The 25,122-nt window shown below is 57.1% G+C and carries 26 protein-coding genes and 1 pseudogene; 7 read left to right on the top strand and 20 right to left on the bottom strand.

What is annotated here, in order from left to right; all coding sequences use genetic code 11:
• Positions 1-502: 502 nt before the first annotated feature.
• The gene (locus Q0072_RS07370; RefSeq protein ID WP_298327856.1) at positions 503-1,903 is read left to right on the top strand and encodes a hypothetical protein; all 1,401 of its coding nucleotides are present in this window, start codon (positions 503-505) and stop codon (positions 1,901-1,903) included.
• 308 nt (positions 1,904-2,211) lie between these two features.
• Entirely contained in the window at positions 2,212-3,381 is a 1,170-nt protein-coding gene (locus tag Q0072_RS07375) for a glycosyltransferase family 4 protein (protein WP_298327858.1), read from the top strand.
• Here the strand turns inward: Q0072_RS07375 and Q0072_RS07380 are convergent.
• The 12 genes from Q0072_RS07380 to Q0072_RS07435 all read right to left on the bottom strand — a co-directional run bounded on the left by Q0072_RS07380 (position 3,378) and on the right by Q0072_RS07435 (position 15,427).
• Entirely contained in the window at positions 3,378-4,376 is a 999-nt protein-coding gene (locus Q0072_RS07380) for a KpsF/GutQ family sugar-phosphate isomerase (protein WP_298327861.1), read from the bottom strand. The two genes, Q0072_RS07375 and Q0072_RS07380, sit on opposite strands and share 4 nt — an antisense overlap.
• Before the next feature lie 2 nt (positions 4,377-4,378).
• Positions 4,379-5,110, bottom strand: a complete 732-nt coding sequence (locus Q0072_RS07385) for a 3-deoxy-manno-octulosonate cytidylyltransferase (protein ID WP_298327863.1) — start codon at positions 5,108-5,110, stop codon at positions 4,379-4,381.
• A gap of 1 nt (position 5,111) precedes the next feature.
• Positions 5,112-5,972 (bottom strand): 3-deoxy-8-phosphooctulonate synthase, encoded by an 861-nt coding sequence (kdsA, locus tag Q0072_RS07390; protein WP_298327866.1) that lies wholly within the window; start codon positions 5,970-5,972, stop codon positions 5,112-5,114.
• A 112-nt stretch (positions 5,973-6,084) separates the two neighbouring features.
• Positions 6,085-8,007: a sulfate adenylyltransferase subunit CysN gene (gene cysN, locus Q0072_RS07395; RefSeq protein WP_298327869.1), complete on the bottom strand. Its 1,923-nt coding sequence runs from the start codon at positions 8,005-8,007 to the stop codon at positions 6,085-6,087.
• Positions 8,007-8,921, bottom strand: a complete 915-nt coding sequence (gene cysD, locus Q0072_RS07400; RefSeq protein ID WP_298327872.1) for a sulfate adenylyltransferase subunit CysD — start codon at positions 8,919-8,921, stop codon at positions 8,007-8,009. Before cysD ends, cysN begins: the two co-directional genes overlap by 1 nt.
• A 315-nt stretch (positions 8,922-9,236) precedes the next feature.
• Positions 9,237-9,755, bottom strand: coding sequence for a hypothetical protein (locus Q0072_RS07405; protein ID WP_298327874.1), 519 nt, complete (start codon positions 9,753-9,755; stop codon positions 9,237-9,239).
• A 125-nt stretch (positions 9,756-9,880) separates the two neighbouring features.
• On the bottom strand, positions 9,881-10,693 hold the full coding sequence (gene cysQ, locus Q0072_RS07410; protein ID WP_298327877.1) for a 3'(2'),5'-bisphosphate nucleotidase CysQ: 813 nt from the start codon (positions 10,691-10,693) through the stop codon (positions 9,881-9,883).
• Between the two features lie 78 nt (positions 10,694-10,771).
• Entirely contained in the window at positions 10,772-11,932 is a 1,161-nt protein-coding gene (locus Q0072_RS07415) for an AGE family epimerase/isomerase (RefSeq protein ID WP_298327880.1), read from the bottom strand.
• 66 nt (positions 11,933-11,998) lie between these two features.
• Entirely contained in the window at positions 11,999-12,880 is an 882-nt protein-coding gene (locus Q0072_RS07420; protein WP_298327883.1) for a hypothetical protein, read from the bottom strand.
• Between the two features lie 2 nt (positions 12,881-12,882).
• Positions 12,883-13,647 carry a hypothetical protein gene (locus tag Q0072_RS07425; protein ID WP_298327886.1) on the bottom strand — a complete coding sequence of 255 codons (765 nt, stop codon included), beginning with the start codon at positions 13,645-13,647 and terminating at the stop codon, positions 12,883-12,885.
• Positions 13,648-13,836: 189 nt separating this feature from the next.
• Positions 13,837-14,820, bottom strand: coding sequence for a serine/threonine dehydratase (locus Q0072_RS07430; protein ID WP_298327888.1), 984 nt, complete (start codon positions 14,818-14,820; stop codon positions 13,837-13,839).
• A 4-nt stretch (positions 14,821-14,824) separates the two neighbouring features.
• Positions 14,825-15,427 (bottom strand): hypothetical protein, encoded by a 603-nt coding sequence (locus tag Q0072_RS07435; protein WP_298327891.1) that lies wholly within the window; start codon positions 15,425-15,427, stop codon positions 14,825-14,827.
• Between the two features lie 44 nt (positions 15,428-15,471).
• On the opposite strand from Q0072_RS07435, the gene Q0072_RS07440 reads away from it, so the two are divergent.
• Positions 15,472-15,657 carry a hypothetical protein gene (locus Q0072_RS07440; RefSeq protein WP_298327894.1) on the top strand — a complete coding sequence of 62 codons (186 nt, stop codon included), beginning with the start codon at positions 15,472-15,474 and terminating at the stop codon, positions 15,655-15,657.
• 12 nt (positions 15,658-15,669) lie between these two features.
• Here the strand turns inward: Q0072_RS07440 and Q0072_RS07445 are convergent, their stop codons facing one another.
• Complete coding sequence (locus Q0072_RS07445) at positions 15,670-16,107, bottom strand: transposase (protein ID WP_298327897.1); 438 nt, start codon at positions 16,105-16,107, stop codon at positions 15,670-15,672.
• A complete protein-coding gene (locus tag Q0072_RS07450; protein ID WP_298327900.1) occupies positions 16,108-16,317 on the bottom strand; it encodes a hypothetical protein in 210 nt (69 codons plus the stop codon). It lies immediately after the preceding gene.
• On the opposite strand from Q0072_RS07450, the gene Q0072_RS07455 reads away from it, so the two are divergent.
• The 3 genes from Q0072_RS07455 to Q0072_RS07465 all read left to right on the top strand — a co-directional run bounded on the left by Q0072_RS07455 (position 16,291) and on the right by Q0072_RS07465 (position 19,481).
• Complete coding sequence (locus Q0072_RS07455; RefSeq protein WP_298327903.1) at positions 16,291-16,809, top strand: SIMPL domain-containing protein; 519 nt, start codon at positions 16,291-16,293, stop codon at positions 16,807-16,809. The two genes, Q0072_RS07450 and Q0072_RS07455, sit on opposite strands and share 27 nt — an antisense overlap.
• Before the next feature lie 260 nt (positions 16,810-17,069).
• The gene (gene galU, locus Q0072_RS07460; protein ID WP_298327905.1) at positions 17,070-17,948 is read left to right on the top strand and encodes a UTP--glucose-1-phosphate uridylyltransferase GalU; all 879 of its coding nucleotides are present in this window, start codon (positions 17,070-17,072) and stop codon (positions 17,946-17,948) included.
• 27 nt (positions 17,949-17,975) lie between these two features.
• On the top strand, positions 17,976-19,481 hold the full coding sequence (locus Q0072_RS07465; RefSeq protein WP_298327907.1) for a phosphomannomutase/phosphoglucomutase: 1,506 nt from the start codon (positions 17,976-17,978) through the stop codon (positions 19,479-19,481).
• A 16-nt stretch (positions 19,482-19,497) separates the two neighbouring features.
• On the opposite strand, the pseudogene Q0072_RS07470 reads toward Q0072_RS07465, so the two are convergent.
• From Q0072_RS07470 to Q0072_RS07480, 3 genes and pseudogenes are all read right to left on the bottom strand, one after another.
• A pseudogene (locus Q0072_RS07470) lies at positions 19,498-20,251 on the bottom strand (IS5 family transposase).
• Positions 20,252-20,427: 176 nt separating this feature from the next.
• Entirely contained in the window at positions 20,428-21,099 is a 672-nt protein-coding gene (locus tag Q0072_RS07475; RefSeq protein WP_298327910.1) for an HAD family phosphatase, read from the bottom strand.
• A 261-nt stretch (positions 21,100-21,360) separates the two neighbouring features.
• Positions 21,361-21,654, bottom strand: a complete 294-nt coding sequence (locus Q0072_RS07480; protein ID WP_298327911.1) for a hypothetical protein — start codon at positions 21,652-21,654, stop codon at positions 21,361-21,363.
• Positions 21,655-22,095: 441 nt separating this feature from the next.
• Between Q0072_RS07480 and Q0072_RS07485 the strand changes: the two genes are divergently transcribed.
• On the top strand, positions 22,096-22,692 hold the full coding sequence (locus Q0072_RS07485) for a DUF6088 family protein (protein ID WP_298327913.1): 597 nt from the start codon (positions 22,096-22,098) through the stop codon (positions 22,690-22,692).
• 409 nt (positions 22,693-23,101) lie between these two features.
• Here Q0072_RS07485 and Q0072_RS07490 read toward each other — a convergent pair whose 3' ends face one another.
• The 3 genes from Q0072_RS07490 to Q0072_RS07500 form a co-directional block, all read right to left on the bottom strand.
• Positions 23,102-23,500, bottom strand: coding sequence for a hypothetical protein (locus tag Q0072_RS07490; RefSeq protein WP_298327915.1), 399 nt, complete (start codon positions 23,498-23,500; stop codon positions 23,102-23,104).
• Complete coding sequence (locus Q0072_RS07495; RefSeq protein WP_298327917.1) at positions 23,500-24,555, bottom strand: endonuclease/exonuclease/phosphatase family protein; 1,056 nt, start codon at positions 24,553-24,555, stop codon at positions 23,500-23,502. The genes Q0072_RS07490 and Q0072_RS07495 overlap by 1 nt, the downstream gene beginning before the upstream one ends.
• Before the next feature lie 69 nt (positions 24,556-24,624).
• Positions 24,625-24,987, bottom strand: coding sequence for a hypothetical protein (locus Q0072_RS07500; protein WP_298327919.1), 363 nt, complete (start codon positions 24,985-24,987; stop codon positions 24,625-24,627).
• Positions 24,988-25,122 lie beyond the last annotated feature (135 nt).

A 25,122-nucleotide genomic window follows, 5' to 3' on the forward strand; every position in this document is an offset into this window, starting at 1 on the left:
AGTCACCGGATTGAGCCATTCGGTCCCGAAATCGCATGGTGTTTCGATGCTGTCTTTATCTGCGGATGGGCTTTCAACATCATTTTTGAGGCAAAAAAGCCTGATGTTGCCGGATGCGCAGAAAACTTATGGCACGCACAAGACGATTTACAACCTCTTTTTTTGCCCTAGACCCGAATCCCGCCAGTGTTCTTTTTCAGGTGAAAAAGCTGGAGTTGGGTCTGCACCATGCATCTCCGGATTGTGCATCTTGTCTTTTTGAAGTGTCGTCAGAACGTGAACGATGCGTAGACTAGTCTTCCATATGCGGATTGGCCAATGAACCAATATTTTTTTGTTGTGGCCAGCGCCTTACTTCGAACAGGCCTATGGTTAAAAACTGCCCGGAATGGGAGTGTGGGAGACTGCCAGAATGCTTGTTTTGCCAGTGACAACAACGGCGGACGCTTGCGATCTGGCCCGTTGTTATGCAAATAAGGCTTGATAGAAGGAGCTTGCTACAGTGAAACAAACGCTGATCGGTTATGACATCTTATCTATCCTACACACCCCGCATCAGGGCGAAGCGCGGTCGGCATACAGAGGTGTCGAGTTTTGGGAGGGGAGCGGTCACGATTGGCACTTGATGCAGGTGCCGCTGGCAGTGCCTACCGATACAGAAGTCACCGTTAGAATCGTTGTTGAAGCTGATCCCGACGCCGGGTCTCTTCTTTATGTTGGAAAGGTGAACGCGGAGCATCTTCTCTTTTTGAACACCTCTACGCTGGAATTTTCGTCATCTGAGAACGTAAAGGCTAACGTCAAGCAACAAAACGGCGGCGCAATAGAGATTAATCTCACATATCAAATCAGCGCTCCAATTCTGTTTTTGGGATCAGCCCACGCATCACAGAACCCGCAGTATCAAGGGAAAGGTGCGCGTCAATATACAATTTTAATGATTGAAATTGAGTATTGGTCAAAGCCTGTCAGTGAAAAGAACAGCGGACTAATAATAAGCTCTGACTTTATGGCCCATCGTGCCAATGTTGAGCTTACAAGTTTGACATTGCCAGTTGGATATTCATCGCGTGATCGTGTTTTAGCCGTAGGAAGAAACGGCTATATATTTGTTTATGAAGGAACAAATAACCACGCGATGCAGCTTACCATGCCGGAAGAGATTGCATCTGATTATGCAGATTTATGGAAACGGACTATAAACAATCGGAAAAACTTATCAAGGCGGCATAAATTTCAGTTTTTGCAATTGGTCATTCCTGAAAAGGCAACAATACTCCCAGAGTTTGCTCCATTTGACACGTATGGCGGATCGACAATATTTAAAGCAGTAAATGCGGCATTTGAGAAAGATGCAGATTACATAAATGCCGTAAAGCTTTTCGACGATAAAACACGATTGCTTTCATATCCGACAGCCAACAATCATATGACTGCTTTTGGAAGTTTCGTCATGTTTTCCGAGATGATGCGACGGCTAGGTCTTAAGTCACCAAAGGTTGAATTCACAACGCCTCGCCCGCAGCGAAGCGATCTTGCTGACCATTTTGGAGGTATTCAGATTTTCCAACTGGCATCTGATCCCATTTCACCGGAACTGGACGATGCGGCGAGACAATTAAGCATCACAGAGCGAGTGACAGCGAAAAGCAAGGTGGGGACCGGGATTACGTGGCATAATCCGAGCGCCCCGATTAAAAAGAAAGTCATCGCTTTTGGAAACTCATTCTTTGACGCTGGTGATTTTCCCCACCAACTTAGCTGGTGGTTTGCGCGTTGGTTCACCGAATTTCAGATCGTATGGACAGCGGACATGATAGAGCAGACTGTAGCGGCAAGAAAACCAGACGTTGTTATTTGCCAAACCATTGAAAGGTTTATGATCCGCCCCCCGAAGAGTTAGTTTATCCGAACCGCCATCAAAAAAAAAATATCGTTAACTGGCTGTACTTTTTCTCAATACGCGAGCCCATTAAAACTAAAATCTCTAATTAAACTCCGGGTTGCAGGATAAAGAAAGTTCCATGAATAAATAGAAACTCAGGGAGATGGAAAGCAAGCGTTTATCTGGCCGATTGAGCTTAAAATTCTAGGGCATGAGGTAATCCAGCCGTGAGAGCGGCCAGAGTAATGGCGATTGCTGAGATTAGTCGCAAGGACTTTTTGCGCCAATTCGTTTGCTGAGATTATCGGAGCCCGATATGATTTGATATGGTCGTCCTTCTGAAAGAACTGCTCGGCACCGTTCATCGGCGTTTGTTTGCTTTGCGATGGCAAGCCACTTCGACGCGTTGGCCTGCAACACAGATGCGCGCGCGCCCTTCTGCTGACGCCCTCTGGCTAAGTGGTTTTTTATCCGAGCCTTTGGGTATAGGCAGGGCTGGACAACTGACCGCCCTAGCGCTCGAAAATGCCGGATACACCGTCCTACGAGACGATTTACGCCCCTTGCATCGCAGACTGTTGACACGAAAGCCGGAGCCCTTTGCGGAAGACGCTCCGATATGGATCATCCATGGCAATCCGCCGGAAGCAAAGATAGCTCTGTTTGCCCGTGATCCGGATCAATGGGCTCACATGTACCGCATCGCTTACTGGGTATGGGAGAGTGATCTCGCGCCAGCGGACTGGGTGGCAATAGCACAATGGTTTCACGAAATCTGGGTGCCCAGCGCCTTCGCCAGAGACGCGTTTCAACGAGCGTTCGAGCGCGCGGGTCAAACGGATCTGGGGGATAAACTGAGGGTTATGCCGCATCCCGTGCCGATTAAAAGCGTCTCTCCTGGCGCGCATCATTTTGTGCGTGTTTTGACCCTGTTCGATCCCCGAAGCGATCTCGAACGCAAGAACCCGGCTGCCGTTGTACGCGCCTGGCAACTGGCTTTCCCCGATCCGACCAGTGCGCAGCTGATCATCAAGACCTATGAAGCGGCAGAGACACACGCGACATTTAAGGCGTTGCTGAGTCAGGCTGGCAACCGGTCCGATATCGTTTTCCAATGCGAAACCTTGGATATCGAAGCCACAGAGCAACTGATCGCCAATGCAGACGTGCTGATCTCCTTGCACCGGGGTGAGGGTTTCGGGCTCCCTCTCGCAGAGGCCATGGCCGCAGGTGTCCCCGTGATAGCAACCGGTTGGTCAGGGAATATGGAGTTTATGGATGCGAATACGGCAAAGCTGGTGCCGTACCATCTGATACCAGCCAACGTGCGCTACAACGGCCCTGACGCGCAGTGGGCGGAGCCAGATGTCGCTGCCGCGGCAGGTGCACTGAAACACCTTTTCGAAAACGCGAACGCGCGACGTGCTCTTGGGAAACGTGGCCGCGAGGCCATTGCACGCTTGCATGTTCCGTGGCAGCGCGAGGGCCTGTTTTAAGCCACGCCCGCCCGCAGGATTTCATGCAGGTGAATGACGCCGACGGGGCGGGCGTCTTCGACCGCGAATATGCCTGTAATGCTGCGGGCGTTCATTTCTGCCAGAAGCTGTGAGGCCAGCGTGTCCGGTGTCGTTACGCGCGGGGCTTTTGTCATCATCTCTGACACGGCCCGGTCGGTAAAGCCCTCACTGAAGGCACGGCGCAAGTCGCCATCGGTGACGATGCCAGTCAGGCGGCCGTCTGTATCGACGACGCCAGTCATGCCGTAGCGTTTCGACGACATCTCGACAATCGCCTGAGACAGAGGGGTCTCCTCGCCGACCAGCGGCATGGCGTCGCCGCTATGCATCAGATCGCGCACCTTGAGCAGGCGCGAGCCCAGCTTGCCGCCGGGATGATACTGCCGGAAATCCTGCGCCGTGAACTTGCGCAGCGACAGGAGCGCCACGGTGATGCAGTCACCCATGGCCAGTTGCATGGTCGTGGAGGTCGTCGGCGCCAGCCCGTTGGGGCAGGCCTCGGCCATCTTCGGCAGGACCAGAGCAATATCGGCTGCGGAACCCAGCGCGCTTTTGGCGCCTGATGTAATCGCAATCAGCGGCACCTCGAAACGGCGCGTATAGGCGATGATGTCCGCCAGCTCCGGCGCTTCGCCCGACCACGACAGGGCCAGCACCACGTCATTACTACCGACCATGCCAAGATCGCCGTGGCTGGCCTCAGCCGGATGCACAAAGTGCGACAGTGCCCCGGTCGATGCCAGAGAGGCGGCAATTTTGCGCCCAATATGACCGGACTTGCCCATGCCAGTGACAATGATGCGCCCGCCGTGAGCCTGCGCCTTCAGTATGGCGTCGATAGCCGCCTCAAAACGCCGCCCCAACTCCCCGTCCAGCGCCTCGCGCAGGGCGCTCAGGCCGGCGGTTTCGATCTCGACGGTCTGCTGTGCAGCCTGAAGGGCAGAGGTGGCCTCAAGGGCGGTTTCAAGAACCATGACTATTTCCCACTGAGGCGACGGCGCGCCTCTTCCAGATCAGCCAGCGTATCGACCCCCAGTGGCACTTCGGCCACTTCAACGGCGTCGATGCGCATACCGTGTTCAAGCGCGCGCAACTGCTCCAGCTTTTCGCGCTGTTCCAGCGGCGACGGGGCCAGCGTCACGAAACGCTCCAAAGCCGAACGTCGCCAGCCGTAAAGGCCGATATGGTGATAGAGGGGCCCCTCACCCCACGGCGCGGTAGCGCGTGTAAAGTAGAGGGCACGGAAACGTCCGGGCGCAATCGGCGTCCCGACCATCTTGACCACCGATGAGGCGGTGCGTTCGGCTTCGGTATGAATTTCAGCCACCGGCGTGGCGATATCCACTTCGGCGTCTTTCAGCGGTTCGAACACCGCACGGATGGTCTCCGGAGCCACGGTGGGCAGGTCACCCTGCACATTGAGCAGAATGTCATAGGCGCGATCCGGGTCGATATTGGTGATGGCCTCATAGATGCGATCGGAGCCCGACGGGTGGTCGGGCTTGGTCATCACGGCGTTGCCGCCGACAGCACGAATGGCCTCAGCGATCTCGGGCGTGTCGGTGGCGACCCAGACAGGGGCCAGATCGGCCTCCATGGCGCGCCGCCACACGGCGACGATCATTGGCTCGCCATTGAGGTCGGCCAAAGGCTTATTGGGCAGTCGGGTCGAGGCCATGCGCGCCGGAATGAGGATGACCGGCTTCATCTTAGTGGGCAGAGTCCCGCGCCGTGATGGCCTTGGCCACCTGATCAATCGCCATCAGGTCGCGCATCAGGCCTTCAAATGACGCCAGCGGCACCATATTCGGGCCGTCAGAGGGCGCATTATCCGGGTCCGGATGGGTTTCGATGAACAGGCCGGCGACACCGACTGCTACGGCCGCACGCGCCAGAACGGGCACGAATTCGCGCTGACCACCGGAGGAGCCGCCCAGACCGCCGGGCTGCTGCACCGAGTGGGTGGCATCGAAGATCACCGGCGCGCCGGTCGAGGCCATAATGGGCAGACCACGGAAGTCCGACACGAGCGTGTTGTAACCAAAGCTGGTGCCGCGATCGCACAGCAGGACGTTCGGGTTGCCACCCAGCACGATCTTATCGAGCACATTTTTCATGTCCCAGGGGGCGAGGAACTGCCCCTTCTTGACATTGATGGCACGACCCGTCGCCGCGGCCGCCAGCAGCAGGTCCGTCTGACGGCAGAGGAAGGCGGGGATTTGCAGCACATCGACGGCTTCGGCCACCGGGGCGCATTGTTGCGACTCGTGCACGTCGGTGAGGACAGCGAGACCAAGGCTTTCACGGATTTCCGCAAAGATCGGTAGCGCGTCTTTCAAGCCAATACCGCGCGCAGCCTTGGCCGAAGTGCGGTTGGCCTTGTCAAACGAGGTCTTGAAGATGACGCCGAAACCGAGACGGTCGGAAATCTCCTTCAGGGCCGACGCCACTTCCAGGGCGTGTTCGCGGCTTTCCAGTTGGCACGGCCCGGCAATGACCGAAATGGGCAGGTGATTGCCAAACTTGGCTGAGGCAAGTTCGACGACGGAATTGGCGCGCAATTCGGACATGGCTGTACTCCAGAGACTGTTGCGGTCTAGTGCATAATGCGCAGCACTTCAACCCGCCTTCGGAGCAGAGACATGGGGCCATCGGCGGGCGATTACAAGTCAGCCGCAGAGGTCAGATGACGTAGGTCGGCTCCACCGGCAGATAGCCGTTTTCAAACAGCCACTGGAAGATACGTTCGGCCTCGGCCTCTGGGGCTTCACCGTTTTTTGCCACCACGATTTCCGGGCTTTCCGGCGCCTCATAGGGGCTGTCGATACCGGTAAAGTTGGGGATCTGACCGGCGCGCGCCTTCTTGTAGAGGCCTTTGACATCGCGGGCCTCAGCGACCTCCAGCGGCGTAGCGACGTGGATTTCGACGAACTCACCGTCCTGGAGGAGTTCGCGCGCCATTTGACGCTCAGCGCGGAACGGCGAGATGAAGGAGACGAGCGTGATCAGACCGGCTTCGGTCATCAGTTTGGACACCTCGGCCACGCGGCGGATGTTTTCCACCCGGTCAGCATCCGAGAAGCCCAAATCCTTGTTCAGTCCGTGGCGCACATTGTCGCCATCAAGCAGCGTCGTGTGATAGCCTAGGCTGAGCAGTTTCTTTTCAACCAGATTGGCGATGGTCGATTTACCCGCCCCCGACAGGCCGGTGAACCACAGGACCGCCGGCTTCTGCCGCTTGATGCCCGCGCGCGCCTCTTTCGAGACCTCCAGCGCCTGCCAGTGCACATTGCTGGCGCGGCGCAGGGCATGGTCGATCAACCCCGCCCCTAGGGTCAGGTTCGAGATGCGATCAATCAGGATAAAGGCCCCCGTAGCCTTATTATCCGCGTACGGATCAAAGGCAATGGGCGACTGCGTAGCGATGTTGACGGTGGCGACTTCATTGAGTTTCAGCGTCTTTGCTGCCAGCTTCTCAAACGAATTGACGTCGGTCTTGTGGCGGATGTCGGTGACGGTCGCCGTGACCGTGCGCGCGCCAAGCTTGAGCAGATAAGGTCGGCCGGGCAGCAGCTCGTCTTCGTTCATCCAGATCAGGCTGGCCTGAAACTGCTCACACACCTCCGGGCGAGCCTGCGGGGCGGCGAGGGTATCGCCGCGCGAAATATCGATTTCGTCTTCCAGCGTCAGGGTAACGGCTTCGTCGGCACCGGCCTCCGGCAACTCGCCGTCATAGGTGACGATGGCCTTTACGCGCGAGGTCTTGCCGGAACTGGCCACAACCACCTCATCGCCCGGACGCACTGTGCCCGAGGCGATGGTACCAGAGAAGCCACGGAAATTCAGGTCAGGGCGGTTAACCCACTGCACCGGCAGACGGAAGGGTTTTTGCGTCTCATCGCGATTAATCTGAACGGTTTCCAGATGCTCAACGAGCGTCGGGCCGTCGTACCAGCCAAGCTTTTCGCTGCGGTCCAGCACGTTGTCGCCAAAGCGCGCCGACAGTGGGATGGACACCAGCGTCTCAAACCCGAAATCGGCGGCAAAGGCGCGATAATCCGCTGTGATCTGCTCATAGACCTCTTTGGAATAGTCCATCAGGTCGATCTTATTGACCGCCAGAACGACGTGCTTGATGCCCAGAAGCGAGACGATGAAGGAGTGCCGGCGGGTCTGGGTCAATATGCCCTTGCGCGCATCGATGAGGATAACGGCGAGGTCGGAATTGGATGCCCCCGTCGCCATGTTACGCGTATATTGCTCATGGCCGGGCGTGTCGGCGACGATGAACTTGCGCTTTTCGGTCGTGAAGAAGCGATAGGCCACGTCGATGGTGATGCCTTGTTCACGCTCAGCCTGAAGTCCATCGACCAGCAGCGCCAGATCAATCTCTTCACCCACCGTGCCAAAGCGTTTGGAGTCTTTCTCGAGGCCCGCCAACTGATCTTCAAAGATCAGCTTGGTGTCGTAGAGCAGACGACCAATCAGGGTCGATTTGCCGTCATCGACGCTGCCGCAGGTCAGAAAGCGCAGAAGGCTCTTTTTCTCATGCGCAGCCAGGTAGTCGGTAAAGGCCGCGGTATCGATCTTTTCCAGAGCGTTCATCAGAAATAGCCCTCACGCTTCTTCTTTTCCATCGAGCCGGCTTCGTCGTGGTCAATCAGGCGACCCGATCGCTCAGAGGTCCGTGCCACCAGCATTTCGGCGACAATCTCTTCCAAAGTTTTGGCATCGGACTCGATCGCGGCCGTCAGAGGATAACAGCCAAGCGTGCGGAAGCGGACATTGCGGATTTCGGGGGTTTCGCCGGGTTCGAGCGGCAGCCGCTCATCATCGACCATGATCCACTGACCGCCGCGCCGTACCACCAGGCGCGGGGCAGAGAAATACAGCGGCACGATGGGGATATTCTCGACGAGGATGTATTGCCAGATGTCCAATTCAGTCCAGTTGGACAGCGGAAAGACGCGGATCGACTCGCCCGGCTTGATGCGGGCATTATACAGATTCCACAGTTCCGGCCGCTGGTTTTTGGGGTCCCAGCCGTGGTTCTGCGTGCGGAAGGAGAAGATACGCTCCTTGGCCCGCGACTTTTCCTCATCGCGGCGCGCGCCGCCAAAGGCTGCATCGAAGCCATGCGCCGTTAGGGCCTGCTTGAGCGCGTCGGTCTTCATGATGCCGGTATAGACCGAGCTGCCATAGTCAAACGGGTTGACGTTGTCGCGCAGACCATCAGGATTGGTATGCTTAAGGAGGGTCAGACCGAGACGCGCGACCGTGTCGTCGCGGAACTGGATCATCTCCCGGAACTTCCACGTCGTGTCGATGTGCATCAGGGGGAAGGGTGGCTTCGACGGATAGAAGGCCTTTAGCGCCAGATGCAGCATGACCGACGAATCCTTGCCGATCGAATAGAGCATGACGGGGTTTTTGAACTCCGCCGCCACTTCGCGCATGATATGGATCGACTCGGCTTCCAGCCGCCGCAGATGAGTCAACCGGTCAGGGGTAATCGACATGCCTTGCCACACTCTTTTCGCGGACCCCGCGGTCCGTTTCTTGTCCGGCTTTTACGAAGGAAGACTTACGCGGACAAACGTAAAAGGCTGTTAGAACGGTTCAGCGGTGCTAATCAATGCCGCCTAGCGGTCAACGCCCCTATCCGGCTCTCTATGCCGCTGTCGGCGCTGTTCTTTATCCTGCGGAGTTTCGATCACTTTCGGACCAAGTTTGCGCTTGAGGAAGTGAACGATGTCTAAAGCCGTTTGCGGATTCTCGTGCGCCCCTTGCGAGGGATAATCTCATGAACGTCGTCTTCGGTGAATGCACTCGGCTCAGTCATCGGGAGATAATCTCCACCGGTCACGATTGCAGGTCATTAGAACGGCAACGTGTTTAAGGTGTGCTCTTAACTCAGAGACAATGTCATCCCCACGAATGGCTTCATTTATAGAGGCGAATTCACAACCACGAAGCTGGCGGACCATCTGAGCAATCCGACGGTTGCTTTCGCCCAATGCCTCGAGCTCGTACTGACCAAACTGAGGTAGTCGCGTCAGATACCCCCTCAATAAGGACGCATACCATTTTTGAAGTGAAAGCCCGGAAGCGGTGGCGCACGCCTTCGCGGCGGCGAGTTCTGAAGGCGTGAATCGGACTTGAACGCCTATAGACACCTCTTCTGGTTCGACCGGTTCAATTTTGTATGACGCCTCTTTTGTATTTAAGGCTTCAACAACAAGCCGCCTTAAACCTTCGGACGCACTCACCCCATCCTTTTTACATTTGCCGACGAAAAGCGGCTTTAGGTTGCCAAGATAAGCAACGACGCTCTGCTCACCAACCTGGGTCATACCTCTCATTGCCTGTCCTCTCGCTGGAGGACTGTCAGCGTATTTCAGTAGTGGCAGAGGTCAAGAGAAGCGAGGCTCAAACTCAACCCCAAGGCGTTACGCACAATTCAGATTTGGTTTCAGCGCTATGCAGAGGCAATTGCACCAACAAGACTCTGATCGCCATAGGCGACAAAATAAGGATTGGCAAAATCGGTTGCGTCCGCTCGGTCGCGTTTGCCGTAGGTAAGCGGCTGCCCATCCAGTGTTGTAACCAGACCACCGGCGGCGCGCAATACGGCATCGCCGGCTGCCGTATCCCATTCCATCGTGCGACCGTGTCGGGGGTAGAGGTCAGCTGCCCCTTCGGCCACGCGGCAGAATTTCAGCGATGACCCAGCGGCTACAAAGTCATTGACCACATACTGCTTAAGCCACTCTTCCGTCTCCGCGCTGCCGTGCGAGCGGCTGCCGATAGCGGTCAGAGCGGTGGGAGCCTTGCGCACACGAATGGCCTGTTGCGTGCCAATGACACCTTCATTGACGGTGGCCCGGAAGGCACCCTTACCTTGCGCGCCCCAGAAGATCTCACCAAGCGCAGGGGCATAAACCACGCCAGTAACAGGTACGCCCTCTTCGATCAGGGCGATATTGACGGTGAATTCGCCATTACGGGAGATAAATTCACGCGTACCATCCAGCGGATCGACCAGATAGAAGACCTTGTCTGTCTCTGGCACGTCACCCTTTGAGACGGCCTCTTCGGCGACGACAGGGATGTCCGGCGACAGCTTGGCCAGTTCCGTCAAAATGATCTCTTCCGCCGCGCCATCCGCTTCGGTGACCGGAGAGGCGTCTGACTTGGCATCAACCGAAAAATCCGTCTGATAGACGTCTATAATCTTGGCCCCCGCCTTCAGCGCAATCAGTATCAGCAAGATTGGCGGGACATCAGACATTCGGCGCACTCCGAGAAAAACTACGGGCTTTTAGAATGACGTGAGCGCACACTCAAGCCCGTAAGCTGTCTTTGAGTCTCACATTTCAACGCGGAAGGTTTCGTCGATGGCGCAGATAATGTGATAAAGGGTCGAAGCTGGTGCGGGCTCCTGTACGAAGCTGCCGTCCGGGTTCATCTTGTCGCGATAAAGCCCGCGCACAGGCGCGTCGAAATATAACTCAAGACCTTCGATACCCTTGATCAGCTTTGCGACATAGCCCGTCTTTTCTTCGGGCGTCGCGGCGATGGACTGCAAGGCCACATAGGCCTTCATGCGCTCAGTCTGGGCCCACAGGCGCGCCTTGTTGTCCTTAACCGAGAAGTCGTCCCACAGCTCGAACACCGTAGCGTTGCGTTCATGATCGGTGCCGAAGTCTTCAGCGATTTCGACCAGACGCTTGGCGGGCGCAATAAACTTATCATCGCCACTGATGGCCGCCCAGCGAACCAGCAACCACGCCCATTCAAACTGATGGCCCGGCTCGATAATACGACCCATCTCACCTTCCAGCGGGTTCCAGTCGCCGTCGAAATATTCGCGCAGGCTGCCATTTTCCGGGTGCAGGAACTTGTCGAGACATAGCTGCGCGATTTCGCCCGCGATCTCTTTCCAAACGCCGTCACCGCCGGCTTCGATCCACGCCAGCGAGGCCTCGAACATGTGCATGTGCGGATTGGTTTTCAGCGGCAAGGTGCGCGGATTGGCTTCTTCGAAGCCGCGCACCGGGTGCTTGTAGGTCGTCATCAGCGTATCGCGGATAGCGATGGCCTTTTGCTCAAGGCTCTTGTCGTGTGGGCGCACCTTGAAGGCCGAAGCATAGGCCAGAAGGGCGAAGGCGTGGTCGTAGAAGTCGAACTCGGCCTTTACCACTTCGCCTTGTGGCGTCAGCACAGCATAGACGAGGCCTCCCGGTGCCGCGGCCGGACCGCTCAGCCAGTTCAGCCCCGCGTCAATGACCGTATCGACATCGCCCTCATACCCCATCTGTCGGGCCAGCGCATAGGAATAGACCTGACGGGCGGCGACGCGCGTGCGACGGTTAACGTCCGCAGGCGTTCCATCAAGCGCCAGGGTTTCAAAGACACCGCCCTTGGCCTTATCAACGCCGGTATCGCGCCAGATCGGCAGGGCCGCGTTAAACAGCCAGTCTCTCAGCCGCGCCTTCGCATCGTTCAGCGCCTTCGCCGTGTCGTTCATAACTTAACCTCAACATAAATGCGCCCGCCGCATCCGAATAGGGGGCCGGCCTTGAACCCTACGCCCTTATTGCGCGGGCGTTGCCATCTGAAACTGAATGATCAGCGTCTTGCCCGAACCGCCGGACGGGGCATTGACCGACGAATTGCCAACAGACACGACCCGCAGCAGGGGCTCTCCACCCTCAGGCTGGTTGCGTAATTGCCCCAAAACAGGCCGTGAAGCGACCAGAGCCTGATGGAAGGCCACGGATCGTTCCAAAGACAAGGCCTGAGCCGCGCGCCCGTCGGCCGTAAAGGCGTTAATATTGGCAACGGCAAGGATCGTAACGGCACTCATCTTGGCCTCTCCCTGACAACCCGCTGCATTGGTGCCGTAGGCCATGCAAGGCAGTCGCGTCGCCAGACTACTCGCCAGCTCTGTTGCGGCGGCCTGTCCCTCGGCGGACAAGGTCGCTGTACCCGGCGCGAACAGGCGATCCGCGTCGAAACTGGTGGTACCATCCGAGAGGTTTACGCTCGCTTGTGGCATTTTCTGGCTGACATCACCATTCAGGGCGGCGGCAAATACCGCCTGAGCTGCCGCTGATTTCTGCGCAGCTTCGCTCTGAACATCGACAGGAGGCGCCCCGGAATAGGCAAAGCAGCGTCGCTCGCCCGTCCCGCCCGTTTCAAGAAGGTCCGTGTCTTTCAGACAGACAATTCTGTTTTTGTAATCGACTTCGATATTTGCGGAATGAGAGCGCAATTCCGTCGCCACCTTCATCAAGGCAGTGGTCTGCGCGTCCTTAGCACTGGTGAGTTCTTCAGTCGTGTCCCGGAAATGCAGGGCAAAATAGGCCAGCATGATGATGAAGATGAAGAGGACGCCGACCATAAGATCGGTCATCGAGACGTAGTAGCTTTCGCCTTCTTCCATTTCGGAGGCGCGGCGGTGTTTGAAGCGCATATTCAAACCTTTCCGCCGATCGCGGTTTCTAGTCGCTTCAGGCTCTTGAGCTGCTCCAGTGAGACCTTTTCCGGCGGCATGAAGCTCACACAGCTATCAAGGGTCACGAAGAAACCCGCCTCAGCGCTCTCAATCGCCTTGCGCCAGAACCGGGCGACCACGCGTAAGATGATGGAGCAAAAGACCCCGGAAATGGAGGTCCAGAACTTCGTGGCCGCAATCGCAAGCAGTCCCATCAGCGCGCTTTGCATCTGCGACCCGCCGTCACCGCCGGCCATGGCCGCTGTCGCTTCTGACAGAGCGGCGACAATACCCAGAAAGGTAATCACCAGACCGACAGCCACCAGAATATTCGCCCACCATTCCAGAGCACGGGCGGGCTCATCCAGACGATCAAAAGCTTCCGCCGCACAGATGGAGGTAACGAACCCATCGCCTTCGCTATCGACAAGCAGGCTTCGGTAATTGGCCCAGCCGAGCACAAGAGCCGCCGACAACCGGCCATCGGCTCCGGTACCGGAAAAGCGTGTGTCCACCGTCGCAAACTGTTCAAAGAAGGCCATCCGACGATTGCGCCCGGCAAGACCCCCTAAAAGGTTCCAGCGGTCACGGATTTCCATAAGCAAGGGGTTATAAACCCGCACAGCGGTAAACCCTATCAGACCCAGTGCGAAAACCAGTATGGCCCCCGCCAGAATGAGCGCAACGCCTGGCGAACCGAAGGCCATCACGACAAAACCGGTCACGGGATCAAGCTTTGCAGTCATAGGTGCTCCTAAAAATCAGTAATTCCGCGTTGCGGTCAGAATGCCATGTTTAAAAATAGAACAGGGCTCAATGACGGCCCCCAACGATTAAACCTAAAGCACTTTTTGAGGCAAAATCCAAAAGGCTTTTTGGCGGTTGCCTATCTGAAAGTTGAAAAGAATGGGCTCGCCCGCTTCTCGTTGCGGTACTTACAGCGGCCAGTCCCGGAGATGATCCTCCGCCCATATCTGCCTTTGCGTATCCGCACCGATATTGCCACCAGAAAGGATGACCAGAACGGTTCGCGGTCCCGTTTGGGTTCTCAGCCAACGCTGAACCCCCGCCATGCACATGGCCGAAGTGGGTTCAATGGTCAGTTTCAAGAGATGGGTCAGCCATTGGGTCCACAGGATGATTTCACGCTCGCCAACTTCATGAAACCCATCGAGTTGACGCAGGTAGGACAGGGTACGTTCAGACACGGCGAGCGTCCTTACACCGTCGGCTATAGTCATCGGTGTCTCGTTCAGACGCACAATCTGACCGCTTTGTACAGAGCGGTGAGCATCGTTAGCCATTGCCGGTTCACAGGCAAAAACCTTCGCCTTTGGCCGCGCCAGCCGGGTGGCCAGCCACGTCCCCGACATCAGTCCGCCCCCGCCGCAGGGGGCGAAGACTGCATCTGCCTCCGCCCCATCCTGCAACGCTTCGAGACAGGCGGTGCCCTGACCGGCAATAACATAAGGGTTGTCATAGGGATGGACAAAGGTGGCACCGCGCTCAATGTAGTCCGAAATTGCGGCTTCTGCGATCTGACGCGTTTCGGTGACCACCACCTCCGCCCCGCAGGCACGGGTCGCAGCTATCTTTAAACCTGAGGCCTGCTGTGGAATAAATATGGTGGCCTTGACGCCTAGACTGCGGGCCGCATAGGCCACAGCCTGCGCGTGGTTGCCGGAGGAAAAGGTACACACGCTATAAGACAGAGCGTTCTGTTCTTGCAAAGCTTTGAGGGTGTTGGTCGCACCGCGCAGTTTGAAGGCCCCGATCCTTTGCAAATTTTCGGCTTTGAATATGATACGGTGACCCAAGGCTGTGTTCAGCGTCTCGGATTGAATCAGAGGCGTTCTGTGTACCTGCCCGGCGATGCGGACCTGCGCCATCGCCACATCTTCCGGGGTCACATCCGTCATGCGCTCAGCCCTCTGTCTTTCCCGACCGTTTCAGCGCCTCAAGCTTCATCATCAAAGGGAGGTCAGAGAACCAGTGGCGATTGCAGCGGGGTTCATAAATATCATTATGCCCCAACTGTATCTCTGCTTCGTCCTCAACCTTCTTGAACGTTTTATGGGCCGGCTGCCCGCAAACCGCGCAGTGCGACCGCAGTTTGACCACTTCGTCAGCCATAGCCATCAACAGACCCGTCGCGGCAAAGGCATCGCCCTTCCAGTTAGTGTCAAGACCGGCTGCTACAACATCCGTTCCGGCTTCCAGAAGGCATTTGACCACATCGACCACGTCACGGTCCATGTCCTGAAAAAACTGCACCTCGTCAAAACAGACCAGATCGGCCTCACGAAAACGGGCTTCGATGTCGCCAAAGGCGTGCAACACAACTGCCTCGGCGGCCAGGCCATCGTGCGTAATCACTTCGGTTCGTGAGTAGCGCACATCAAAGGCGGTTTTGACGACCAGCACATCCTTACCCTCGCCATTGCGGGCCCACAGGATGCGCTTCAGAAGCTCGGTCGTCTTGCCCGCAAACATCGGGCCGCAAATCACCGTCAACCGGCCATACATCTCAAACGTCTCCGGACACATTACGAATCGCTGACAGTGTACACATGAGCAAGGCAGACCTCACCGCAAATCCACAGGACGAAAATAGGGAAGCCGGACACCCGCAAAAACCTCATGAATTGGGCGGCATAACACGCTGTTCGGATGCGGCGGTGTTCCAGCGGGTCAGGATGTGCGTCTATGGCGCTTTTATTGGTGTTTCGGTCGGTGTTTTGGCCATTTGTTCCTGAAACCGGGCGGACTCATCCTAGGGCTCGCCTGCGTTCATGGAAGATCAGCCGGTTGAAGTTATAGGCCAGATTGGCCAAGGTGAGTTTGGCCTCAGCGCGTTTGAGGCCGATGGTGCGGATAAACAGACCAAACCGGTTCTTCTGATGCGCAAACACATGCTCGACATGGGCGCGGACCGAGGACTTGGCCGCATTGGCCCGTGCCGACAGCCACTTCTCGTTGCTGCGTGACCGGTACGCGCTGTCGGCCCAGTCGTCGCCACTGATATTGTCGGTCGTGACCACACGTTTCAGCAGACGTCCGTCCGCCTCTTTGGCCGAGGTCACGGCCATTGACCGGATAAAGCCAAAACGCCGGTCGATACTGATATGGGACTTATAGCCGAAGACGGGCACCGCAATCATCGGCAGGGGCGTGCCGTCCTCCCGGTAGCGGACCTTGCCACCCACCTAGAGCGTCCAGCGCGCGTCTGTGTCCTTTTGCGCGGCCTTGTTTGGCTCATCCGGCCAGATCTCCTGCGCGCTCTTTCCAGATTTGATCGCGTCCCGCTCGCTTCCGGTGTTGCGCTGCTTCGGCGCCGGCACCAGTGAGGCATCGACAATCTGGCCCGACATCGGGATGTAGTCCTTCTTATGCAGTTGCCAATCGAAGGCTTTCATCACCCGTTGAAGTGTGCCCGTCTCGGTCATACGATTATCCACATCGGCAAACTCATATCGACCGGTACCGCGCCTTATCTCGACAAGGCAGACGAGAAAGAAAGTCATTTTATCGTTCTGGAAAACGAAGGGGGAAAGCCATTCAAGGTGTGGGGCGTTGACCTGCCAAGAGCTCTTGAAGAATCAAGCGCCAGCGTGGGTGAGGAGGTGCTGCTTGCCTTCAAGGGGCGCCAAAAGGTGGAAGTGGATGTTGCGGTCCGCGATACGGCCGGAAAAATCATACGCCACCAAAAGCAACTCGTCGATCGCAATGCCTGGGAGGTCAAACGCTTTGAAGATCTGCGTGAGGAGGCTCGCCAATTGGCCCAGCGCGCAGCGAAGGCTTTCGACACACCGCCCAATTTAAGGGTCTTTGACAAGGCCGCGCCAAGCTCCGTTCCTCTACCTCAGTTGAAGGTCAAGCGTCCGCGGCCTCTGGAACGATACCTGTAGATTTGCTGACCCGGTCTCGTTGAGCATTTGGCCGGGGCCGCGCTCGCCGGCGCCTCGGAATGCTGTCCTATTCGGCGTCGTAGCGGGAGTAAAACTCGGTTGGATGCCGGGAGATCAAGCGCAGTCTAAGAGCAATCATAGTCAATTATTTACGTGAGGGCGCTTGCGGGCAGGCACGGCGCCAACTAAACGAGTGTGGTAGCCATTCGCGCAGCCGTGTCGCTATAAATTCGTTCCACTGCATTTCAAATGGATCAGATATGACATTTAAACGGGTACGCAAAGCGGTGATACCTGTTGCGGGTTTTGGTACTCGCGTTCTGCCGGGTACGAAAGTTATTCCAAAAGAACTTCTGAACGTCGTGGATCGTCCGATCCTCTCCTATATCGTGGCTGAGGCGCGCGACGCCGGCATTGAACATTTCGTCTTTGTCACCGGCCGCCAGAAGGGGGCCATTGAAGACTACTTCGACCATCAGTTTGAACTGGAAGCGCAGCTGGAGGCAAAGGGCAAGACCGCGCTGCTTGATCAGTTACTCGCGGAGCTACCCAAATCCGGCGAGATGAGTTTTGTCCGTCAGATGCAGCCCCTGGGACTTGGCCACGCAGTTAACTGCGCGCGTGACATCATAGGCGATGAGCCTTTTGCCGTATTGTTGCCGGACATGGTGATGGATGCCGAGACCCCGGCTCTGTCGCAAGCCATATCCGCATATGAGAAGGTCGGAGGTAATATTATCCTCGTCGAAGAGGTGCCGGAGGACGAAACCCATAAATATGGCGTCGTCGCCGTTGAAGACTCGGATGATCCACTTCGGCGCATGACCGGCATGGTTGAAAAGCCGGCTAAGGGTACGGCGCCGTCTAACCTTATCGTTTCCGGTCGCTACATTCTCCAGCCTGACATCTTTCCCTTGCTGTCGGAACAGGTGCCAGGCGCAGGTGGCGAAATTCAATTGACCGACTCAATGGTTTCTCTGATGAAAACGCAGGGCTTTTTTGCTTTGCGATATGATGGAGAGACCTATGATTGCGGCGATAAGATCGGTCTGCTAAAAGCCAACGTCGCTCTCGCTCTTAAGCGACCCGATCTCAATAATGCCGCGCGAGCGGCACTCAGTCCTTACTTTGCTAGATAAACAGCTTTTATTTTACCGGATAATTTCATGACCGTTCTTCTGCCTCGCACCGACCTTGTCCCCAACACATTTGAATTTGAAACAGAGGCCTTTGTCAAAACGACGGGTTTCCGCGAATATGACGCCCGCTGGGTGTTCGGTAAGGAGATCAACCTGCTGGGTATTCAGGCCCTCGGTCTGGGGCTCGGCAGCTATATCCACGAACGCGGAGTCAAGCCGCGCATCGTGGTGGGTCACGACTATCGCTCCTATTCCATCAACATCAAGAACGCTCTGATCATCGGCCTCATTCAGGCCGGTTGCGAAGTGCTGGATATCGGCCTGTGCCTTTCGCCGATCGCCTATTTTGCGCAGTTCGACCTTGATGCGCCCTGCGTGGCCATGGTCACGGCCTCGCACAACGAAAACGGCTGGACCGGCGTCAAAATGGGTTGTCAGGCCCCGCTGACCTTCGGACCAGATGAAATGGGCCGCCTGAAGGAAATCATCATGGCGGGCGCAGGCGTTGAACGTCCTGGCGGCTCACTCAAGCTGGTTCAGGGCGTACAGGAGCGTTATCTCGCCGACGTCGCCTCGAAGGCCCAGTTGAAGCGCAAGCTTAAGGTTATCTGCGCCTGTGGTAACGGTACGGCTGGCGCGTTCGCGCCGCAGGCTCTGCGCGCCATGGGGGCCGAGGTGATCGAAATGGACACCGTCCTCGATAACACCTTCCCGAAATATAATCCGAACCCGGAAGACCATCACATGCTGATGGAAATGGCCAAGGCCGTTAAAGAATACGGTGCCGATCTGGCGCTGGGCTTCGACGGCGACGGCGACCGTTGCGGCGTAGTCGATGACACGGGTGAAGAAATCTTCGCCGACAAGATCGGCCTGATGCTTGCGCGTGACCTGTCGGCCCTGCACAAGGACGCGACCTTTGTTGTCGATGTGAAATCGACCGGCCTCTACAAGACCGATGAGGTGCTGAAGGCCAACGGGGCGCAGACCGTTTATTGGAAGACGGGCCACTCCTATATCAAGCGTAAGACGTCGGAACTGAAGGCGCTGGCGGGCTTTGAAAAGTCCGGGCACTTCTTCTTCAACAGCCCGATTGGTCTGGGTTACGACGACGGTATTGTCGCCGCGGCTGCCGTTTTGGCCATGCTCGAACGAAATCCGGGTAAATCTCTGAGCGAACTCAAGACGGCCCTGCCAGTCGCGTACACATCGCTGACCATGTCGCCGCATTGCGGAGACGAGGTGAAGTATCAGGTCCTCGAAAAGATCGTGCAGGAATATGTCGATCTGTACGCCAAGGGCGGCGAAATCCTCGGCCGCAAAATCGTCGAGGTCATCACAGTGAATGGCGCTCGCGTGCACCTTGAAGACGGCTCGTGGGTGCTTGTGCGCGCCTCATCCAATAAGCCGGAACTAGTCGTCGTGGTGGAAAGCCTGACGTCTGCTGACGATATGCGCGACCTGTTCCGCAAGGAAGTCAAGCCCCGTTTGGCTGCTCATCCGGAAGTCGGCAGCTATAATCAGGAAATCTAGGCTCAGGACTCATTGATCAGAGCCAGAAGATGACGGTAGCGGCGATGAGTATGGCAGAGAAGAAGGTGTGGGCACAGCGGTCGTAGCGAGTGTGTACGCGCCGCCAGTCTTTGAGCTTGGCGAACATGTTCTCGACCTTATGGCGTTGTTTATAGAGTATTTTGTTATGCTCGATCTGGATTTTCCGATGACGCTTTGACGGGATGCAGGGACTTATGCCCTTATCCTTCAAAGCGTTACGGAACCAGTTGGCGTCATATCCCCGATCGCCCAGCAAAGTTCTTGCTTTGGGCAGTGTATCCAATAGCAAAGCCGCGCCCTTGAAGTCGCTGACCTGTCCGGCGGTCAGCAACAGGCGTATGGGCCTGCCATGCTGATCGGTAACCGCATGAAGTTTGGAGTTCAGGCCGCCTTTGGTGCGTCCGAGAAGGCGGGGAAATCCCCTTTTTTTAGCAGACTGGCTGCGGTGCGGTGGGCTTTGAGATGCGTGGCGTCGATAATCAGTTGCTCCGGATCACCGGCCTGCGAGGCCAGAGCGGTGAAAATCCGATTGAAAACACCCATCCGGCTCCAGCGCATGAAGCGGTTATAAAGCGTCTTGTGCGGACCATAGCCCTTGGGGCATCCTTCCACTGAAGTCCATGTTTTATAAAGTAAATAATCCCGCTGACCACGCGCAGATCATCCACGCGAGGAACGCCGTGCGACAACGGAAAATACCGGCGTATCCGATTGAACTGCACCTCAGACAGCAAAAACAGGTCATCCATGATCCACCTCCTTCCAAAAGTGAATCACCTCAGACCTCCCTTGGGAATCCTTCCCGTTAATTAATAGGGCCTGAGCCTAGCTATTCAACTTGGCGCAGACTCTGTCCGTTATCTTGAGTCGTCAAGGTAACGGACTTCGATTTTAGGAATAAGACAAAAAATCAAGGCAATATCTGTCAAAACGACTCTTCTGAAGAGAGCTCATCTCGTCTATCCACGTTGTTAAATCTGCGCACACCATCCGAAAGCAAGAAGCCGTTTCGTAAAAGATCTGCCTCCAAGGCTTCAGGGGACGTGAACAAATGGGTTTTGAAGCCGAGATTGTGCGCTGCCTCAATATTTACGGCGGTATCATCGACAAACAGAACCTGATCGGGCGTCTGTGCCATTCGATCAAGGGCTATTTCAAAAATTTCCCGGCTGGGTTTGATGACCCCTTCCTGACCCGATACGATGACGTCGGCAAAAAGGTCGAACACCGGCGACATTGCCCTTACACCGTCCCAGACCTCTAAAGGCATGTTCGTTAGCCCAAACAGCGGAACTTGTTCGGCATTGAGCCGCTCTATCAGGCCAACCGTCCCTGAAATAGGTGGGGCGAACATTTCTAAAAACCGATCTCCCCACGCAACGATATGCGCCTGATGCTCTGGATAGTTAGACATAAGCTCTATCCGGTTGTCGGCGAATGTGATGCCAGCGTCATGCCGCTCGTGCCAGGGTCGGGTAATAACGGCATTAAGAAAGTGATCGCGTTCCGATGGTTCGGCAATCAGATGATTAAAAAGGTTGTGCGGATCCCATGGTATAATGACATTCGCTACGTCGAACAGGACTGCTTTTACCATATCAACCTCCGATGCCACATATTCCCACAAATGCTGCATTTGCGTAAAGACTAAGTTGCAGGGTGGGGTTGCAAATGTCGCTTAATTCTTGACCTCCAGATGCGAGGAAGAGATCAGCCCCGCGTTAACATATGTGGTGGGGGGCTATGGCTACGGCCCAGTTCCCAACGGGCTTCTAACCCACGGGGGATACGGCCTGCCCCGCGCTGCCAGAGTCTAACTTATCACAGGCCGCGTTCACGAACTTACAAAGGGGGGAGGTTAGGTCGCTCGCCTCCGCCATTGCCCCTGCCGCGCGCCACTTTTAGGCCCTCGGCTGACCGCTCCCCAGAGCAGGTCTTCGAGGTCAGGTTCCAGCGCGGTATCGTCGAAGGTCCCTACGAGGGCGTCCATAATCTCGAGAACGGCACCTTCGACCTGATGGTCTTCCGGCAAAGGACGTGGGTCAGGTTCTTCAAGGCTTGGGCGATAACCGTAAAGCTCCAGCTCGGTCAGATAGTGGTCGGTGGATGACGCGGCACGGGCGGGTTCGAATTCCGGGTATTGATGGGACATGGCGTGGCTCCTTCGCTGTTGAGACCGCGCCGTCGCGGCCTTCAAGGCGAGGGCAAATCAGCCTTCGGCCGCAAGCACCGGCGCGCGCGTCGGCGAGCAACGCCAAGAGGCCTTTGGCCTTGCGGCGGCCGAAGGCTGATTTACCTCGACCTCTGAAGAAGGCCGTGGCGCGGGCCCCGAAGAGCCAGCCTGGCCGAAGAACACGATATGGGACCGATGGACGGGTCAGGGCCCCTCGACAATCTGCAGCTCGGATACCACCTCAATCAAGCGGGTGAACGGCCAGACCAGTTCTCCGGCTCGATAATAACTGGCTCGCGATGACGGATTTCAGCCATCCGGGTGCCGGGTTAGCCACACTTGAGCTTAATCCTCAGGACTGGACGACACCTTGTAAAGTGTCAGAAAATTTAATATATATCTGACACTATGGAAGGTCACATGAACACGCTCGCGGAACAGATTGAAGCCTTGGCGACAGCCTTGCCGGAGGGAGAAAGCCTTTCTGCGAAGGCGTTGTTGCATCTGGGCACACGCGAAGCCGTGGATCAGGCTCTCTCACGCCTCGTCAAGCGCAAGAAGCTGATCAGGGCTGCACGAGGCCTCTATGTCTGCCCGGTCACCAGCAGGTTCGGTACGCGTCCGCCCGCCGCCGCAAAGGTTGTGGAGGCTTTGGCCAGCCAGACCGGTGAAGCGATCGTCGCGAGCGGAGCAGCGGCGGCGAATGCTTTGGGCCTTACGACGCAGGTGCCTGTCAAAGAGGTCTACCTGACGTCCGGTCGTGGCCGAACCCTAAAATTGGGGAAGCACCAGGTCGAGCTGCGACACGCGCCAGCCTGGCAAACTGTCCTACCGCAGTCAAAGGCGGGCCAAGTCGTCCGAGCGTTAACCTGGTTAGGTAAACTTGGTGCTCCGTCTGCCGTTTCCATGTTGCAGCAGAAACTGGCGCCAACCGAAATTCAGGAGCTTCTCGGCCTACGTCGTCAACTGCCGTCGTGGATGGCGCAAGAAATCAGCCGGATGGCGCCACGTGGCTGACGACTATCTCTCCATGTCCGCGGATGAGGTCCGGGCACGGTGATTGACCTGAGAGCCTGACCGGGCGCGCCAGGGGCTGCGCATATAGGACTGGTAGAGGTCGGCGGCTTGATCCCGCATAGCTTCGAGCACGTCCCGACGGGCGATAAGCGCCCTCCCCGCGACGATGAGACGTTCCAGCTCAACTGCGCGCCCCTCTGAGCCGTCCTGCTCGTCCTGTCGGATTGGCAGCGTCTGGCGAAGACACACGGCGTAAACGCGCCCTCTCAGAAGCAGATTGCAACCTGCCTTAGCGGAACGGGCTGAGGTGACTATTCGCTTCATCGGTCTCTCCTCTCAGCGGCTGCGGGTTTCCTAAAGTGCCCTTTGCAGATAAGCCATTCCCCTCTGAGATATGGCAGCCTTACCCTTACGCCTGCACCTCAGAGTGGGACTGAGCAGACCAACCGGTAATGCGATCCTTGCGAAACGTGCGTTCTTCCTGACGATTGAGGCAAACGCCTTCGATATAGGCGCCGTGGCTGCGCCAGTTGGACACCCGGCGCTCGGTAACGACCCCGTCGCGATCGGCATAGGTGAAGGTGGCAAACTCACCCTCTTCGCCTTCAACCCAGCGCGGGTCCGTCGCGGCGAGGTCGCGATCATGCTCGTCAAGCGTTCGCGCGACCTCCGGGTCGGCCCGCTTGTACTTCGAAGGATTACGCAGAGCCTCCGTCGGCGTCACACCCCGTCTCATGCCGATCAGATAGGTCAGGGCCGCACCCGCGATAAGCCCTGCCACAAATGCGATCAGTGTCGTTACGGTCATCACTTGCCTCCCCGAACGAGATCAATGGCAATCGGCCAATGGTCGGAGTTGCCAGACCCCGTGCCGGTTTCGGCATTGAACCGGAAAGCCTTGGGACGCATCACCTGATCGCGATCGTCCCATTGCAGTTGTTCAGTGTCGGTCAAAACCGTGCGGAAGGTCTTGGGATCAATGGCCCAGTCCTGGCTCGCCCCGCTGGCCTTCTGGGTGATGACGTCGAGATAGGACCAGGTCTTTTCACGGCCATAGAACTGGCTGCCGCTACCCCGGCAGGCATTGTCCAGTTGTGTCGGCAAAACCCAGCCAGTGAAGGCGGCGGCAAGCCCTTTGCGCTCCTCCGGCGCACAGTTGAAATTGAAGTCGCCCGCCGCCAGGATGACGTGGCTCTGCGGCAGTTTGGCGGCCAGGGCCGCTATCGTCTGTGCGGCGATTTCCCGGCACACGCGCGGATTGCCGCCTGAGGGCAGATGCCCGCCAAAGATGGTCAGCGTCTTGCCGTCCGGTAGAGCGAGATCGACCTGCAGAAGGTCGCGGGTCGTACCGGCAGAGCCATCGCGGCTCTTGCAGTCAGAGGCGCTGGTCAGATCCACCGGGAAGGACTTCGGCGTAAAGCCACTGGCCAAAGGCAGTTTGGACAGAAGGGCGACCTTGATCCCCCGCTGATCGGGCTTGGGGGCCGGACGGTTAGGATCGGCGTCCAGAAGCACCGCCGTCACATAGTCAGCACCGGCATTATTCAGTGTGCCTTTGATCGCCTCGAGGCTCGCCTGGCTTTCCACCTCTGTCAGAACGAGGACATCGGGCCCCCGCCCGAAGTCAAAGCGCTGGATGACGCGGGCGACGTTTGCAGCCTTGGCCGATACCCAGGCCGGCGTATTGATGACTTCGTTGCTCGAGCCATTGGGCATTCTGGGGTCGTCTTCGGCGTCGAAGAAGTTTTCGACATTATAGGTCATGACGGTCAGGCGCGGTGCGGCCTCCTGCGCGGCAGCGCCGCCCGCAACGACAAGGCTCAACAGGCCACTCACCAGCCAGGGGGAAGTTTTCAGGGTCATGACGGGCTCCATTGATGTTGGCTCATTTACCGGCAGGATTTCGATACCGTCCAGCGGTTTTCAGGTCCGCTAACCCGAAACGGCAGAGACTTGCGCCGCTTCGAGCGTCGCCATGGCCTCAACAAAGCTCAGGCCCACACCGGCCTGCGGCAGATCAAACGTCACACCGTCAAAATCGCGATAAACCCATTTGTCATCGCGCAGCATGCGCAGGGTCGCGCCATCGCGCGAGACGTCCTTTTGATCGACCTTGGTCATGGCCCGCGTCTCCCAGTCGGTGATCAGCTTTTCGATGCGTCGCTGCATGGAGGTCAGGGTACCGAGCGCACAGGCGCGGCCTTTGACAAGCGGTTGCGGCAGGTCGCTCAGGGTGGCGATCATTGCGGCCAGGCGGTCATGATAGAGGCGCAAGCCTTCGGGGTTGAGGCTCATATCGGCTTTCCGGTCGGTCAATGAGAGCGGTGAGGTGCCACGCCGGCAAAGCCCTTGGCAAGGTGCAGATATTGGGTTTCACTCAATGGCCCACAGGAAGAACGACCGATGTGTAATCTCTACTCTATGACCAGC

Origin of the sequence: Asticcacaulis sp. (genome assembly GCF_027484505.1) — a bacterium.
In the GTDB taxonomy this organism is placed as follows: Bacteria; Pseudomonadota; Alphaproteobacteria; order Caulobacterales; family Caulobacteraceae; genus Asticcacaulis.

Bases quoted from the DNA above. Each gene is read 5' to 3' on its own strand.
- Q0072_RS07375 (WP_298327858.1), top strand. From the start codon at position 2,212: ATGGTCGTCCTTCTGAAAGAACTGCTCGGCACCGTTCATCGGCGTTTG.
- Q0072_RS07380 (WP_298327861.1), bottom strand. From the start codon at position 4,376: ATGGTTCTTGAAACCGCCCTTGAGGCCACCTCTGCCCTTCAGGCTGCA.
- Q0072_RS07385 (WP_298327863.1), bottom strand. From the start codon at position 5,110: ATGAAGCCGGTCATCCTCATTCCGGCGCGCATGGCCTCGACCCGACTG.
- kdsA (WP_298327866.1), bottom strand. From the start codon at position 5,972: ATGTCCGAATTGCGCGCCAATTCCGTCGTCGAACTTGCCTCAGCCAAG.
- cysN (WP_298327869.1), bottom strand. From the start codon at position 8,007: ATGAACGCTCTGGAAAAGATCGATACCGCGGCCTTTACCGACTACCTG.
- cysD (WP_298327872.1), bottom strand. From the start codon at position 8,921: ATGTCGATTACCCCTGACCGGTTGACTCATCTGCGGCGGCTGGAAGCC.
- Q0072_RS07405 (WP_298327874.1), bottom strand. From the start codon at position 9,755: ATGACCCAGGTTGGTGAGCAGAGCGTCGTTGCTTATCTTGGCAACCTA.
- cysQ (WP_298327877.1), bottom strand. From the start codon at position 10,693: ATGTCTGATGTCCCGCCAATCTTGCTGATACTGATTGCGCTGAAGGCG.
- Q0072_RS07415 (WP_298327880.1), bottom strand. From the start codon at position 11,932: ATGAACGACACGGCGAAGGCGCTGAACGATGCGAAGGCGCGGCTGAGA.
- Q0072_RS07420 (WP_298327883.1), bottom strand. From the start codon at position 12,880: ATGCGCTTCAAACACCGCCGCGCCTCCGAAATGGAAGAAGGCGAAAGC.
- Q0072_RS07425 (WP_298327886.1), bottom strand. From the start codon at position 13,647: ATGACTGCAAAGCTTGATCCCGTGACCGGTTTTGTCGTGATGGCCTTC.
- Q0072_RS07430 (WP_298327888.1), bottom strand. From the start codon at position 14,820: ATGACGGATGTGACCCCGGAAGATGTGGCGATGGCGCAGGTCCGCATC.
- Q0072_RS07435 (WP_298327891.1), bottom strand. From the start codon at position 15,427: ATGTATGGCCGGTTGACGGTGATTTGCGGCCCGATGTTTGCGGGCAAG.
- Q0072_RS07440 (WP_298327894.1), top strand. From the start codon at position 15,472: ATGAGCAAGGCAGACCTCACCGCAAATCCACAGGACGAAAATAGGGAA.
- Q0072_RS07455 (WP_298327903.1), top strand. From the start codon at position 16,291: ATGCAGTTGCCAATCGAAGGCTTTCATCACCCGTTGAAGTGTGCCCGT.
- Q0072_RS07450 (WP_298327900.1), bottom strand. From the start codon at position 16,317: ATGAAAGCCTTCGATTGGCAACTGCATAAGAAGGACTACATCCCGATG.
- galU (WP_298327905.1), top strand. From the start codon at position 17,070: ATGACATTTAAACGGGTACGCAAAGCGGTGATACCTGTTGCGGGTTTT.
- Q0072_RS07465 (WP_298327907.1), top strand. From the start codon at position 17,976: ATGACCGTTCTTCTGCCTCGCACCGACCTTGTCCCCAACACATTTGAA.
- Q0072_RS07475 (WP_298327910.1), bottom strand. From the start codon at position 21,099: ATGGTAAAAGCAGTCCTGTTCGACGTAGCGAATGTCATTATACCATGG.
- Q0072_RS07480 (WP_298327911.1), bottom strand. From the start codon at position 21,654: ATGTCCCATCAATACCCGGAATTCGAACCCGCCCGTGCCGCGTCATCC.
- Q0072_RS07485 (WP_298327913.1), top strand. From the start codon at position 22,096: ATGAACACGCTCGCGGAACAGATTGAAGCCTTGGCGACAGCCTTGCCG.
- Q0072_RS07490 (WP_298327915.1), bottom strand. From the start codon at position 23,500: ATGACCGTAACGACACTGATCGCATTTGTGGCAGGGCTTATCGCGGGT.
- Q0072_RS07495 (WP_298327917.1), bottom strand. From the start codon at position 24,555: ATGACCCTGAAAACTTCCCCCTGGCTGGTGAGTGGCCTGTTGAGCCTT.
- Q0072_RS07500 (WP_298327919.1), bottom strand. From the start codon at position 24,987: ATGAGCCTCAACCCCGAAGGCTTGCGCCTCTATCATGACCGCCTGGCC.